At 73.0% G+C, this 14,540-nt stretch carries 7 protein-coding genes; 4 read left to right on the plus strand and 3 right to left on the minus strand.

All coding sequences use genetic code 11. The features are described from left to right. Positions 1-17 precede the first annotated feature (17 nt). From ACWDD9_RS25450 to ACWDD9_RS25465, 4 genes are all read left to right on the plus strand, one after another. On the plus strand, positions 18-635 hold the full coding sequence (locus ACWDD9_RS25450) for an archaeosortase/exosortase family protein (protein WP_449812741.1): 618 nt from the start codon (positions 18-20) through the stop codon (positions 633-635). Then, on the plus strand, positions 632-2,014 hold the full coding sequence (locus ACWDD9_RS25455) for a glycosyltransferase (RefSeq protein ID WP_449812742.1): 1,383 nt from the start codon (positions 632-634) through the stop codon (positions 2,012-2,014). Before ACWDD9_RS25450 ends, ACWDD9_RS25455 begins: the two co-directional genes overlap by 4 nt. A gap of 145 nt (positions 2,015-2,159) precedes the next feature. Further along, complete coding sequence (locus ACWDD9_RS25460) at positions 2,160-2,912, plus strand: choice-of-anchor P family protein (RefSeq protein WP_449812743.1); 753 nt, start codon at positions 2,160-2,162, stop codon at positions 2,910-2,912. A 334-nt stretch (positions 2,913-3,246) separates the two neighbouring features. Further along, positions 3,247-3,723, plus strand: a complete 477-nt coding sequence (locus tag ACWDD9_RS25465; protein ID WP_449812770.1) for a hypothetical protein — start codon at positions 3,247-3,249, stop codon at positions 3,721-3,723. An 80-nt stretch (positions 3,724-3,803) separates the two neighbouring features. On the opposite strand, the gene ACWDD9_RS25470 is transcribed toward ACWDD9_RS25465, so the two are convergent. From ACWDD9_RS25470 to ACWDD9_RS25480, 3 genes are all read right to left on the minus strand, one after another. Then, complete coding sequence (locus ACWDD9_RS25470) at positions 3,804-7,079, minus strand: SdrD B-like domain-containing protein (protein ID WP_449812744.1); 3,276 nt, start codon at positions 7,077-7,079, stop codon at positions 3,804-3,806. A gap of 235 nt (positions 7,080-7,314) precedes the next feature. Next, a complete protein-coding gene (locus ACWDD9_RS25475) occupies positions 7,315-7,917 on the minus strand; it encodes a hypothetical protein (RefSeq protein WP_449812745.1) in 603 nt (200 codons plus the stop codon). A gap of 182 nt (positions 7,918-8,099) precedes the next feature. Continuing rightward, complete coding sequence (locus ACWDD9_RS25480) at positions 8,100-14,303, minus strand: DNRLRE domain-containing protein (RefSeq protein ID WP_449812746.1); 6,204 nt, start codon at positions 14,301-14,303, stop codon at positions 8,100-8,102. Positions 14,304-14,540: the final 237 nt, after the last annotated feature.

A 14,540-nucleotide genomic window follows, 5' to 3' on the forward strand; every position in this document is an offset into this window, starting at 1 on the left:
TCCCAAGGGGTGTCCCCGTGACCGCAGACGTGTACCCACAACCCGCCCGGCCACCGGGGCCGGCCCGCCCGCCGCTGTCGCGGCCCGGCCGCGCCCCGCTGTCGGGCCGGGTGCTCGCCGGGGTGGCCGGACCGCTGCTGCTGGGCCTGGGCGGGGCCCTGGTCGCCGGTGAACGCGCCTACCGGTTCCAGGAGTTGGCCGGTGCGCGGTGGGTGGTCTCGCACGGGCTCGGCCTGCGGACCCTGCTGCTCGCCGCCCCCGACGCGCCGGTGCTGTACGCCGGCGACGCGAGCGGGTTCGGGCGCGGGATCGCCCTCACCACCGGGTGCGGCAGCGCGCTGCTGATCGCCCCGCTGGCCCTGCTGGCCGGAGTCCTGCTGCTGTTCGGCACCCGCGGGCCAGCCCGGGTCCTGCTGGGTTTCGTCCTGGCGGCCGCGCTGGTCCTCGCCGCCAACCTGGGCCGGCTGACGCTGATCGTCGCCATGCAGTACCGGTACGGCGACGAGGGGTTCGGCTGGACGCACGTCCTGTTCGGCTCGGTGCTGATGATGGCCGCCGGCCTGATCGCGCTGCTGCTCTTCCTCCTCCTGATCACCCGAACGTCCACCCGCGACGCGGAGGCCGATGCGCCGTGACCCTGCTCGACCTGTCCGTCTCCCTCTCCTTCGTGCTGGGGATCGGCTTCCTCGCCTACGTCACGGTGATCGTGCGCAACTTCCTGCGGGTCCGCCCGGACGCCCCGGGCGACCCGGACCGGTTCGACTGGCACTTCCTCATACCCTGCCGGGACGAGGAGGCCGTGATCGGCACCACCCTGGACTACCTCGCCGAGCACTTCCCCCGGGCGCGGGTCTGGGTCGTCGACGACCACTGCGAGGACCGGACCGCCGAGGCGGTACGGGCCCGGGCGGCCGAGGGACGGCCCGTCCACCTGGTGGACCGGCGGCTGCCGCGGGCGCGCACCGGCAAGGGCGACGCCCTGAACGCCGCCTACCGGGCGCTCGAAGCCCGGCTGCCGGAGGGCGCCGACGCCGACCGGGTCGTCCTGATCGTCCTGGACGCCGACGGGCGGCCCTCCCCGGGCATGCTGGACACCTTCGCCGGAGCGTCCTGCTTCGGTGACCCGGCCATCGGCGCCGTCCAGGTCGAGGTCCGGATGTCCAACCGCGACGTGGCCGTGCCGCTGCCCCACCGGGGGCGCCTGGCCAACCGCTTCGCCCGGCTGCTGGCCCGGCTCCAGGACATCGAGTTCCGCGGGCCGATCTCCGCCATCCAGATCACCCGCCGGCTCACCCGGACCGTCAACGTGGGCGGCAACGGCCAGGCCAACCGGCTCAGCGCGCTGCGCTCGATCGACCGGGGCGGCAGCGGCGGGCCGTGGGGTCGGGCGCTGCTGGAGGACTTCGAGCTCGGGCTGCGGATGATGCTGGCCGGCTGGCGCAACGGCTACACCACGACCGCCTGGGTGGACCAGGAAGCCCTGTGGAACGTAAGGCAGTTGATCACCCAGCGGGTCCGCTGGGCGCAGGGCTCGATGCAGTGCGCGCCGTACCTGCGCCGGGTCTGGAGCTCCCGGGAGTTCACCACGGCGGGCTTCCTGGAAGTCCTCTACTTCATGGTCCAGCCCTGGCTCCAGGTCGTCGGCCTGGTGGTCTACGCGGTGCCGATCGCCGCCTTCGGCTACAACGCGGTCTTCTACCCCGAGTTCGTGCTCGCCTTCCTCCGCCAGGGCGGCGCCGTGCTGATCGCGCTCTACCTGGTCGTCGGGGTCGCCGAGTTCGCCCTCTGGGGGCCGCTGTACCGGCGCCGCGGCGAACCGGGGATCAGCCGCCGGGCCGCGCTCGGCTACGGCCTGGCGCTCGCGGTCTACGCCGCGACCACCTACCTCGTCGCGGTCCGCGCCTTCTGGCGGATCGTGCGGGGCAAGGGCTCCTGGCAGAAGACGGCCCGTACGGCCGAGCCGCCGCCGGGTCAGGCCCCCGCGCCCGCCGCCCAGGAGATCGCCACCGCCTGAGCGGCCGAGACTTCTCCCCGGCCGGTGAGGCCGCGGCCGCACCGAACACCGCGGCCGGTCGGCGGAGTCGACGCACCCCCCCTTCCTGCCCCCTCCGTACGGCGGACACCTCCGTCCGCCGTGCCCCCGTCCGAAAGGCCCACCCGTGCGCACTCGTACCCGCAACCGTGTCCTCGCCGGAACCGCCCTCGCCGTCGGCGCCCTGTCCGTGGCGTCCCCGGCGTACGCCGCGCTGCCCGCCCCGGCGGCCGACGCCTACGTCGTCTCCACGGAGGCGTTGGGCGGGATGGTCGCCGTCGCGCCGTCGCCCGAGTCGACGTACCCGTCCGGCGGCACCCGGACCCTGGTCGGCCTCACCGTCGGGCCGGTCGCCACCACCTCCGTGCTCACCGCGAACACCGCCGGGAACCCGGTCGACGGCACCGCCTCGGCCTCTGCGACGGTCGACAGGCTCGGGCTCGACCTCGGTGTCGCCTCGGTCTCCCTGACCGGCGTCGACTCGACCTGCACCGCCACCCCCGCCGGGGCCACCGGCAGCGGCCTGATCGCGGGCGGGTCGATCAGCGTCGCCGGCATCCCGACCAACCTCCAGGCCAACGCCCCCGCCAACACCAGGGTCAGCATCCCGCTGGTCGGTTCGATCGTCCTCAACGAGCAGACCACCGACGCCAACGGCGTCCTCACCGTCAACGCCGTCCACCTCACCCTGCTGCCGTCGCTGAACGGCGCCAACCTGGTCATCGGGCACGCCCGGTGCGGCGGCGCCGAGCCCGCCGCCGCCGTGCCGATGATCAACCCGTCCGTCGCGGGGATGAGCGGCGGGGCGGTGCTCGCCGGTGTCCTGGCCACCGTCTACGTCCGCCGCCGCAACGCCCGGTCCGCCGCGTCGGCCGTCTGACGGGAGGCAGGGCGGCCGGCCCGGAGCAGGGGCCGGCCGCCCGCCGCCCGCCGCGGTCAACCCGGCTTCCGGTACCTCGCCCTGACGTGTGAGCCGCCGCCGCCGGGTGACGGGAAGGCCCGTCCCACCACCACCGGACCGCCCCGGCCGGTCCGCCCCGGCCCTCCGTACCCGGCATCGCGGGGTGCCTGCGGCCGGAGCCGTCGGACCCGGTCCGATCGCTCGCCTACCCTACGAACCGACCGGCCGTACCGGCCGTGGCCGCTCTAGGAGGAGTCCCGTGTCGTCCTGCGACCCCAAGTACGCTCCCGTCGGCGATGTGAGCGCGGCGCTCATGGTGATCGACTCCCGGCTCAAGTCCATCTACGACGGCAAGTCCGGGACGGACCCCGAGCACCAGCGGCTGGTCGACCAGCTCACCGGGTCCTTCGGCCCCGGCGAGGCCGAGGCGCTGGTGGAAGGCGCCTGCACGCTCGTCTACATGTACATGAACTGGCTGCGCACGGCCTTCGAGAAGCAGGAGGAGGACGTGATCGAGCACGCGGTCCCCAGCCTGGTGGCCACCATGCGGATGATGCCGAGGACCTTCAGCCCCGAGGTCATCCCCATCATGGCCGGCCTGCTCATCGCCGCCGGTACGGGCCTGAGCCCCAACCTCTGGCGCGCCCAGTACGGACCGTGGACGAAGGAGGAGATGAACCCGTTGGAGGCCATGGTGGTCCTGCTCGCGGAGTACATCAACCGGATCTCGGGCAACGGCGAGGACTTCGCCACCAGGCTGATCACCGACGTGCTGTCCCAGCTGGACTAGGAGCCCCGGCCCCGAACGCGCCAGTGGCGCCGCCCCGGGTGGGGCGGCGCCACTGGCGTCAGGTCGGTGTCAGGCGGGCGTCAGCTGTGGCGGCCCGGGCGGCGGTAGGCGACGAAGCAGAGGACGCCGCCGCCGAGGAGGGCGATGGCTCCGAGCGCCGCGACCAGGGTGTCGGAGGAGGAGCCGCCGGTGTGCGGCAGCTCGCCGCTCTCCGACGCGCTCGGGGTGTGGGAGTGGGTGGGGGTCGCGGTGGCCGTCGCGCTCGGCGAGGACGTCGGTGACGGCGACGGGGACGGGGACGGGGAGTTGGACGGGGACGGCGACGGACTCGGGCTCGGCGACGGGGAGGGGGACGGCGACGGGCTCGGCGAGGGCGAGGGCGACGGCGAGCTGGTCTGGAGGATCACGCCCAGGTCGAGGTCGAGGTCGCGCTGCCCGCCGCTGAGGGTGACGGTCTGGGTGATGCCGGTGGTCGGGTCGCCGTCCGAGTCCTTGCTCGGGTCGGTGCCGGCGTGCTGCTTGGTGACGGTGGCGCCCTTGGGCAGGGTGGTCAGGTCGAACTGCACCGCGTAGCTGCCGTCCGGCAGGTTGTCGAACAGGTAGTGCCCGGTGGCGTCGGTCACCGTGGTGACCGGCTTGCCGTCCTTGTCCCGTACGGGCTGCCCGTTGCCGTCCAGCAGGTGCACGGTGACCCCGGGGATGCCCTCGTCACCGGGCTTCTGGATCCCGGAGCCGTCCCGGTCGTGCCAGACGAAGTCGCCCAGCGCGTTGTTGGAGGGGGCGACGCGCTTGACCGCGACGCCGACCTTGGCGGGCTCGGCCGGCAGCAGCTGGCGGCCGGAGGCGTCGGTGGCGGTGTACGCGAAGCTGTTCCAGGCGTACTCGCCCTCCGGCGCGTCGTAGGAGGCGACCATCGGCCAGGTCAGGGTGAAGGACTCGCCGGAGGCCAGGGCGCCGGGGCGGCTGAGGCGGAACCAGGTGGCCGTTCCCGGCCCGGGGAAGGTGGTGCTCCAGACCGCGGCGCTGTTGCAGCCGGTGCGGTCGACCAGCAGCGGGTTCACGCAGGGGTTGGGGTCGGTGGCGTACTCGATCACCACGGTCGGGTCGTTGCTGGTGATCGGCTGGCTGAGCGACGGGGTCCAGGCGCTGCCGCGCGGGGCGTCCTGGGTGAGCACGTAGTTGTCGCCGGGGGTGGGGAGCTTGTCGTAGGCGATGAAGTCGGTGACCGGGTCCGGGGAGTCGTTGCGGACGGTCATCCGCCAGGACGTCTGGCCGCCGGGGGTGGCGGTGCCGATGGTCATGTAGTCGGCGTCGAGGTCCCCCTTGACCTCCTTGTAGGAGCGCAGCACCGCCGGCACGTCGACCTGGATCTGCGAGGAGGCGTGGCACATCAGCTCGGTGGTGTCGCCGTTGCCGTTGAGGTCGAGTACGTCGGGGGTGCTGCCGCTGTCGGAGCCGGAGTACATGCAGGCGACCGGGTGGGTGGGCTGGTCGACGGTGACGTAGACGTCGTTGGTCAGCGTGCCGGAGCGGATGCTGTCGGCGACCTGGACGTCGAAGAGCATCCGGTAGGCCATGGCGTCGTGCAGGTACGTCGAGTCGGGGGCGCCGGCCGGCCATTCCATCTTGACGAGCTGGCGCCCGTCCGGGCCCGGGGTCACGGTGATCGACGAGGGGGCCTTGGCGTCGGGGTAGTCGGGGTCGGGCCGGGCCGAGCCGTCGATGTAGACGACGCCGGCGGGCAGCAGGTCGTACAGGACGAGCGGGCGGTCCAGGTCGTGGGCGCTGCGGTTGTACGGGATGACCTGGAAGGTGGCCTTGCCGCCGGGGGCGGACAGCTCGCCGGCCACGGTGGTCTTGGCGGCGCCGAGGTTGGTGGCCTGGGTGATGGTGGTCCGGGCGCAGGCGTTGGCGTTGGCGGTGGTGGTGCCGTCGGTGGCGCTGGTGTCCACGCAGTTGGTCAGCGGCTCGGGGGCGGGGCGCCCGTCGTGGCCGGGGGTGGCGACCTGGGTGACCAGCTGCACCGCGTTGCCGGGGCTCCAGCCGGTGGGGATCGGGCCGTTCCAGGTGAGCTTGAGGCCGTCCAGCCACTGCCCGGCGGGGATGCCGAGCACGTCGTTGGCCGGGTCGCCCGCGCCCTGGGCGAAGGTGAGCCGCCGTGCGGTGGAGCCGTTGAACGGCGTGCCCGGGGTGAAGGTGTGCCAGGTGGGGTCGCCGTTGAGGCGGTACTGCAGGGTCAGTTGGATGCTGGTGGGGTTCCACGGCTCCAGCTGGAGGGACTGCGGGAAGATCCAGTTGTAGACGCCGTCGGTGCTGCCGGCCCCGGGGTCGGTGATGGTGAGGCTGGTGGCCGGGCCCGCGGTGTTGGTGGCGGACAGGCTGAAGGAGTTGAGGTCGCCGTTGGTGGTGGTGTCGCGCCAGACCTTGCTGGCGGTCACCACCACGCCGGTCACCGGGGGTTGGAACGTGTTGGTGGTGACGGACGAGGTGTCCAGCTGCCGTTCGGCCTCGGTGAGCGGCGCGCCGAGCAGGTCGACGGTGTTCTCGGAGGTGGTCCCGTCCGGGAAGGAGGCCGCCGGGTAGTTGACCACCAGGACGCCCGGGTTGCGGCAGCCGCCGCGCCCGTTGCCGGAGACGAACGGGCCGATGTCGTAGCCCCAGGTGTTCGGGCCGGGCGGCACCTGCGTCCAGCCCGGCGAGCGGCCGGTGTCCACCACCGCGCCGGGCGGCAGGGTGTCCAGCAGCCGGCTGCTGTCCAGGTCGACGTTGGGCACGTTGTCGGTGGCGCAGGGGGTGAACTGGTAGGTGACGGTGCGGTTGTCGCTGCTGGAGGTCTGGATGCCCTTGGTCACCGTGTACTGCGGCTGTACCTGGGCCGTGGTGTTCGCGGTGGCGGTCTGCGAGGTCTCGCCGGTGGCCGACATGGTGGCCGAGTTGGTCGAGGTGGCGCCGTTCGGGGTGGTGAAGTTCGGGTACTTCATCGTCACCGTGATGGTGGCGGTGGTGCCCGGACTGAGGTCCTTCAGCCTGATGTCCATCGTGCCGCCCATCGCGCCCGCGGCGGGCACGGTGGAGGCGGCCACGTCGACCGAGGACGGGTCCGGCGTCCAGCCGAGGAACTGCATGTTCGACGGCAGGGTGTCGAGGATGTTCCCGCCCGTGCACTCGGTGATGGAGCAGGTGTAGCGCAGCGTGTAGGTGACGTTCTCCCCCGGGGAGACGGTCGCCTTGTCGACGCTCTTGGTGAAGGAGATCGCGGCCTGGGCCGGTGGGGCCAGCACGCTGCTGCTCAGCAGCGAGCCGGCCACCAGCGCCAGGACCGAGGCGATCCGCCCGGTCCGGAATGGAAGTCGCATAGCGGGCAGTCCAGCCGATCGCCCCGGCGCACCGGTCGGCGACACGAGGGCCGGTCGCGGCGGTTCACCTGCTCGGCGGTCACCCGCCCGGCGGCAGCGCGGCCCGGGGCGGTAGGGCGTTCCGGGACGGTACGGCGTTCCGGGGGGCGTTCCGGCCGACGGGCCGGGCCGCCCCCGCCGAGCTCCCCCCGGCGGGCGGCGCAACCGGAGTGCCGGGCGGCGCGACCCGGGTGGCTCAGCCGAACATCACACCGGTCTCCCGGGCCAGGGTGTCCAGCCGGTACTGGGTGACGTGCTCGACGTTCGCCGGGTCGATCGTGCGCACGCCCTCGGCGGCGAGCCGCTCGTTGATCTCCTCCAGGTGCTCCTGGACGACCTGCTTCTCCGCCTCGGTGGTGCGGCCCTGGTGCGGCCGTCCGGCGTGCTCCAGGCCGGCGTGGTCGACCCGCTCCCGGCCGGCGGCGGGCGCCGCCCCGCGCACGGTGGTGGTCGCGGCCTCCCGCACGGCGGTGGGCGCCGCCTCGCGCGCGGCCGTCCGGGCGGCCGGGCGGGCGCCGCGCAGCACCTCGGCCATCGGCGCGGCCGAGGCCAGCCGGTCGAAGGTCGCCGCCTCCATCACCACCGTCTGCGGCTCCGCCCGGTCCGGGTGGTGCAGCTCGACGGTGACCAGGTCGAGCGCCAGCTCCCGCACGCCGCCCAACTCCCCGGCCAGCGCGTCGATCTCGACCGGACCGTCCGTCAGGTCGGGGTGCCGGAGCACCACCACCCGCACCAGGTCCGCGTCGCTCTCCGCGTGCTTGCCGGTCAGGTCCGAGAACCGGATGATCTTCTGGCCCATGTCTCCCTCTCCTGTGCCCCTGTGATCAGCCGAGAGCCTACGCCGGGATGATCATCGGCGCGCGCAAGCGGCCGGGCCCGGGGGAGCACCCCCGGGCCCGGCCTCACCTGTCGTGCATCCTGCCTTGCGTCAGTGGAGCGTCAGCGTGGTGCCGTCCCCCCTCTCGGGTGCCGTCCCCGCTCTCAGTAGCGCGGGTCCACCCGGTAGGTCGGGTAGTCCGGCACGTACCAGTGGCTGGAGTGCCAGATGCCGAAGGTGAACCGGACCCCGTGGCTGCCCCGCTTGTTGGCGGCCTTGAGGAACTTCTTGCCGATGCTCTTCATCAGGTAGGACAGCGCCCACAGGACCCAGCCGGCGGCCCGGGCGGCGATGTGCGGGAGCTTCTTCAGGATCCCGGAGATGCCCTTGGAGATCTTGCTGGAGACGACCAGCAGACCGCCGATGGTGTTGCCCTCGGCCCGGCTGAAGTTGGCGACCCACTTCTTCTTCCAGGACATGCCCGTCAGGTCGTCCATGGTGATCGGGTCGACCGGGTAGCCGTAGGCGTTCGGCGAGCCCTCCAGGACCGGGTCGGTCTGCAGGAATCGGCCGGTGGTCGGGTCGTACAGGCGCACGCCCATCAGGGTGAGGCCGGAGACGCTGTCGGCCTCGCGCTGCGCCCCGCCGAGCCAGCCGTACGCGGCCGAGCCGGTGGCGTCGACGACGTTGCCGTACTCGTCGTAGTGGTAGACCGCGAGGTCCTCGGTGCCGTCGGGGGACATCTGGACGGACACGTCGCCGTGCAGGTTGGTCAGCAGCAGGACCGCGCCGCCGTCGGTGCCGGTGGCGGCCGTGAGCCGGCCGGTCAGGTCCAGGACGTTGCGGGTCAGCTTGCCGGCCGCGTCCTTGGACCAGGTCGGGCTGTCGGTGCCGCCGTCGAAGTGCTTGGTGTCCTGCGCGGTGACGGTCCAGGTGCCGTCGGTGCCCTTGGTCTCCGTGGTGGAGAGCGCCAGGCGGCCGGCGGCGTCCAGGTCCCAGGTCTTGCGGGTGTCGCCGAGGGTCTCGGTGCGGACCAGGTCGTTGGTGTGGTAGCCGACCTGGGTGCCCTTGGGCAGGGCGGTAGTGCGGCCGAAGGCGTCGTACACGTAGCCGGCGTTGGTGAGGCGGTCGGCGGTGTCGTAGCCGTGGGTCTCGGCCTGGGTGACGGTGTCCGCGGTGGCCGGGTCGCAGTCGTCGGTGACGCTGGTGCGGTTGGTCCGGTTGCTGCTCCTGTCGAACGCGTAGGTCCGGGTGGAGCAGGCCAGGCCGGTGCTGTCGGCGGCCTTGGTGAGGCGGCCGGTGGCGTCGTAGGTGTAGCCGCTGGTGGTGCTGTTGCCGTCGCTCTGGGTACGGCCGGCCTGCTGTCCGTGGACGGTGAAGTCGGCGGTGTCGGCCAGCAGGACGGTGCCCGCCTGGTTGGTGTAGGTCTTGCCGGTCTGGACGCCCTGGCTGTCGTAGCTGCTGGTCAGGGTGTTGCCGCCGGGCATGGTCTGGGAGACCAGCCGGCCCTCGACGTCGTAGGAGGCGGTGAAGGTGCCGGCCACCGAGTCGGTCAGGGAGGTGGGCAGGCCGCGCGGGTCCTTGGCGGTGTCGTAGCCGTAGGTCACGGTGGACGGCACCGAGTCGGACTTCTTCACCGGGCGGTCGAGCTTGTCGTACTCGGTGGTGGTGACGTTGCCGGCGCCGTCGTCGTAGGAGACCTGGCGGCCGAGCCGGTCGTAGCCCTGGGTGACGGTGGCCTTGCCGTTGCTGGTGGTGGTCAGCTCGCCGTTGGCGGGGTCGTAGCCGAACACCGTGTCGGCGACCGCGGTGCCGGTGCCGCCGCTGATCGAGGTCTTCACGGCGCGCCCGGCCGTGTCGTAGCCGCGGGTGGTGGTGCGGGTGACGCCGTTGGCGGTCTCGGTCTGGACCGTGACGTTGCCCCAGCGGTCGTACTGGAAGGTCTTCGTCGGCAGCTGCGGCGGGTTGGCGCCGCCGCCGGCGATCTGCGCGGCCGGGGCGATCGAGCAGACCAGGTCGGCCCACTCGGGGTGGCCGGCGCAGGCGCCGGTCCCGGTGCCGGTGTAGTAGGTGGTGACGGTGGTGGCCGCGTCGGAGCCGGTGGAGTTCGGGCGGCTCTGCGAGGTCACCCGGCCGCTGGCGTCGTAGCCGGTGCTGGTGGTGATCTTCAGGCCGGCCGGGTCCTGGACAGCCGAGGTGGGCAGGCCCTGGGCCCAGTCGTAGCCGGTGGCGGTGGTCCGCGTGTCGGCGTCGGCGGCGTAGCCGTCGATCCGGGCGCCGACCGTCACCGAGGTGGTCATGTCGCTGACCGCGGCGTTCGCCGGGCGGCCCTCGTCGTAGCCGTTGACGGTGTGGGCGCGGGCCGGGACCTCGTCGCCGGCGGCGAGCGCCGGGGAGCTGCCGGAGGCGGCCACGCCGTGCTCCAGGGTGACCAGCTGCAGCGGGTCGTACTGCTCCAGCAGGCGCTTGCCGTCGGCCGAGTGGACCGAGGTCGAGGAGAGCACCTGGGCGCGGTCGGCCGTCGAGCGGCCGGCGATGCCGAGGGCGCGCAGCTTGTTCAGGTCGTTGCCGGTGGTGGCCAGGGCGAGGACGCGGTTCTCCGCGGAGAGGGTCCGCACCGGGCTGCCGTAGGCGTTGTACTCGGTGGTGGTGATGCCGCCGCCGGGGGTGGCGGTGTTGACCTCGCGGCCGGAGGCGTTGGTGTACGTCACCGAGGCGCGGTTGTAGCCGGCGGTGCCGAGCGCCTTGCCGTCGTGGGTGGCCGGGACGGCGTCGGGCGGCAGGACGGCGGTGGCGTCGGTCGGGGCGTCGCTCTGGCCCCAGGCCGCGACGTCGGACGGCGCCAGCGGGTACGGCGCGTTGGCGCCGCTCAGCGGGACGTCGTAGACGACCGAGGTGGTGGCGGTGCCGTCGGTGACGTCCTTGCTGCCCTGCTTGAGGGTGGGCCGGGAGGCGGCGAGCAGCATGCCGTCGCCGGCGGTGGCGGCGTTGCCGGCCTTGCCGTACTCCAGGGTCCACGGCAGCTCGCCGGGCTCGGTCACGGTGGTGACCCGGCCGGCCGCGTCGTAGCCGTACGCGGTCTTCAGCGCCGGGCTGATCCGCGGGTCCCAGACCTCGCGCAGCCGGCCCTGGGCGTCGTACGCGTACTGCGAGACGGCGACGGGGGTGGCGGTGGCGGCGCCGGGGTCGGTGGACCACAGGCGGATCTGCTTCACCTGGCCGGCCGTGTCGCCCAGGGCGGACGCGGTGGCGGTGGTGGTGTCGGCGTAGACGTACTCCAGCACCCGGCAGCCGGCCGTGGACGGCACGGCGGCGCAGTCGGCGGAGGCGGTCGCCGAGGACGGCGCGACCACGTACTTCGGGCGGGCCAGGGTCTTGCCGCCGGAGACGACCTTCTCCGAGACCACCGAGGTGGTGGAGTTGTCGCTGGGCAGCGAGGAGCCGGAGGCCTGCCAGGTGGTGGCGGCCGGGTCGACCTTGGCGAAGGTGACGGTGGTGCCGTCGGTGTCCTTCAGGGTGAAGGAGCCGGTGAGCGCACCGGTCAGGGTGAGGTTCTCGGCACCGGGCTCGGGCTTCCAGCCGCCGGCGCCGGTGGCGGTGAAGCCGGTCTCGGAGCCGTCCGCGGAGACCACCGAGAGGGAGGTCGCCGAGGTCTGGCGGACGTAGGAGTAGGCGGCGTCGGTGAGCTCGGCGGTGGTGCCGGAGCTCCACTGCGGGCCGAAGATCGCCGCCTGGCCCTCCTGGGCCGAGCCGTTGGCGGGCCGGCGGGAGGAGAAGGAGCGCTCGGCGTGCAGGCCGAAGGCCTCGGCGTCGCTCTCGGAGAGGGTGAGGTCACCGGTGAGGGTGTTCACCTCGCCCGGGCCGACCTTGGTCTCCGGCGCGGTGCCCGCGTTGCGGTCCACCGTGACGGTGTTCGGCTCGGTGGCGTCGGTGGCGGTGCCGTCGGTGAACACCGCGCGGACGTCGACCGGGCCGTTCTCGGCCAGGGTGTCGGTGATGTTCCAGGTCAGCGCGGCCGGCTTGCCGCCGGGGGCGGTGAACGGCCAGGCCGTCACCGGCTTGCCGTCGGTGGTGGCGACGTTGGCGACCGGGACGTCCTTCCAGGCGTCCGTCTCACCGCGCCGGTACTGGTAGCGCACCCCGGTGTAGGTGCTGTTGCCCTCGGCCTGCAGCGAGGTGCGGCGGGCCGGGCGCTCGCCCGCTCCCGGCGCGACCAGGGCGGAGCCCTTGCCGGCGTAGAAGGCGTACGTCCTGTCGGCGGAGATGTTGCCCGCGGCGTCCCGGGTGTGCGCGGTGACGGTGTGGGAGCCCGCCTTGAAGGTGAGCTTGGCGCTGACCGGGGCGCCGGTGGTGGCCGCGGTGACCCAGGCCCCGCCGTCCAGCCGGTACTGGATGTCCTTCACGTCGCTGGTCGGCGGGGTGAAGGTGAAGGTGCCGCTGTAGCTGCCGTTGGCGTCCGGGGTGCCCGCCCACTGGCCGGCCGGGAAGTCCCCGGAGGAGACGCTGGTCGCGCCCGGCGCCGTGGTGTCCACGGTGAAGGAGCGGAAGCCCGACCAGGCGCTGTTGGCGGTGCCGTCCCAGGAGCGCGAGCGCCACTTGTAGGCGCCCGGCGCCAGCTTGGTGCCCGGGGCCCAGGTGAACGTCGAGCCGGAGGCCGCCATGGCGGTGCGCCCGGACTGCAGCGCGGCCGTGCCGTTGGACGCCCAGACCTCGAAGTCCAGGGCGATGTTGCCGCCGTCGGGGTCGGTCGCCTTGGCGGACAGCGTCGGCGTGGCGTCGTTGGTCAGCGCGGCGTCGGCCGGGGAGACCAGCGTGGAGACGCCCGGCGGGGTGTTGTACGTGACCGACAGGTACGGCGTGTTGGACGTCGCGTTGCCGGAGTTGAACTTCTTCCAGCCGTACGGGTCGGACTCGTCGGTGGCCCGGATGCCCAGGGTGTTGTTGGTGTTGCCGTTGGCGGCCCAGGCCTTGACCAGCGCGGTGATGTCCTGGTTCACCCAGCCGTCGTTGCAGGAGCTGGAGTAGCCCTTGGTCGCGGTGGACGTCGCCCACTTCTTGTTCCAGCCGGGCTGGGCCGTCCAGCGGGTGGCCGTGGTGGCCGTGCCGGTGTCCCAGACCTCCCAGCTCTTCGCGGTGCAGGACCAGCTGTGGAAGTTCCACAGGTTGAGCTTGCCGCCGGTGATCTGCTTCCCGCTGATCTTCGCCATCGGGAACTGCAGGAACGAACGCGCCACCTGGCCGGAGCCGTTGTTGCCCAGCTTCAGCTCGGTCTGCGAGGAGACGTCGGTGGCGTAGCCCTGCTGGACGAAGGTGTCGAAGCCGACGCCGATGTTGACCGCCGGGTCGATGGTCACCGGGTACTTCGTCTTCGGGTCGTTCAGGAACGCGGCGTCCGGGGTCAGCGTCAGGTCGATCGCGTTCCCGTTCTGGACGACCTTCAGCGCGACCGGAGCGGTGCGGGTGTGGTCGCCGCTGCGCTCGTCGACCTGCGCGTCCCACATCACCGGGGCGGGCAGTTGGCCCTTCTCCTCGCCGGTCTTCGGGTCGAGGAAGGAGACCGAGTCGTCCGGGTTCTGCCGGGCCTGGAGGCCGGCCGCGTCCAGGGTGAGCGTCACGCTGCCGTTGGCGGCCACCGCCGAGCGGTCCTTGAGCTCCAGGAACTGCTCGAAGCCGGTCCGGGTGGACTCGATGACCAGGTCGGTGGCGGTGAGCGCGTCCGCGTACCGGGCCCTGGCGCCGTCCACGGTGGGAGCGGGCAGGGCGCCGCGCCAGGAGAGCGACATCGCGGTGCCGTTGCCGTTGTCCAGCGAGACCAGCGGCGTGGCCGGGGCCTGCTGGGCGCCGGCCGGGGCACCGGCGGCCTTGAACGCCGACGCGGCGGCGGGCGGGGTGGCGCCGGCCAGCGAGAGGTTGAGCGGGTGCCCCTTGGCCTTGACACTGCCGTCCGACTGCCGCGCCAGGTCGACGTCGATCGGCTGGAGCCTGCCGGACTTGTCCTTGTAGCGGACCGGGCCGGAGGCGAGGTCCAGCGTGGTGGTGCCGTCCGGGTTGATCCAGCTGGTGGTCGACTCGGTGCGCTCGTCCACCACCTCGATCCGGCGGTTCTCCAACCGGGCCTTGAGGTGGGCGGTCGCGATGTCCTTGGCCTCGGCCGGGCCCAGGGCCTTGGCGGGCTTCGGGGACTGCTCCGTGGTGACGGCGACGGCCTGACCGGTCGTCATGATGACGGCGGCGGCCTCGACCGAGAGCACCACCGCCAGGGCGACGGCGGTGTGGCGCAGTACGCCGTTGCCGCGGCGAGGTGCGGAGGGGGGCGGCGAGCCGGCTTCGGCCCGCTGCCGCGGTGATCCGCCCGTGGGGCGTGACATGGAACTCCTCGACTGGTCCGTACGGGAAGGAAAGGTGGTCGGAAAACGGGGGGACGGCCGACGTGCTGATGGTGCGTCAGCCATGACGGGGTAAAGCGACAGCAAAGAACCGGCCAATCTCCCGGGCGGGAGGAACCGGTCGAAAGCTGCTTGGAAGGCGGGAAAGCGCCCGGGCGCGACGGCGGGTGGCCGACGCCCTCGGGTACGGCGCGGGCCGCAGCGGGGCTCGGTGCGTTT

It is taken from the genome of Kitasatospora sp. NPDC001119, assembly GCF_053598475.1.

Excerpts from the sequence above, each read along its gene's own strand:
- ACWDD9_RS25480 (WP_449812746.1), bottom strand. The coding sequence starts at position 14,303 with ATGTCACGCCCCACGGGCGGATCACCGCGGCAGCGGGCCGAAGCCGGC.
- ACWDD9_RS25465 (WP_449812770.1), top strand. The coding sequence starts at position 3,247 with ATGGTGATCGACTCCCGGCTCAAGTCCATCTACGACGGCAAGTCCGGG.
- ACWDD9_RS25470 (WP_449812744.1), bottom strand. The coding sequence starts at position 7,079 with ATGCGACTTCCATTCCGGACCGGGCGGATCGCCTCGGTCCTGGCGCTG.
- ACWDD9_RS25475 (WP_449812745.1), bottom strand. The coding sequence starts at position 7,917 with ATGGGCCAGAAGATCATCCGGTTCTCGGACCTGACCGGCAAGCACGCG.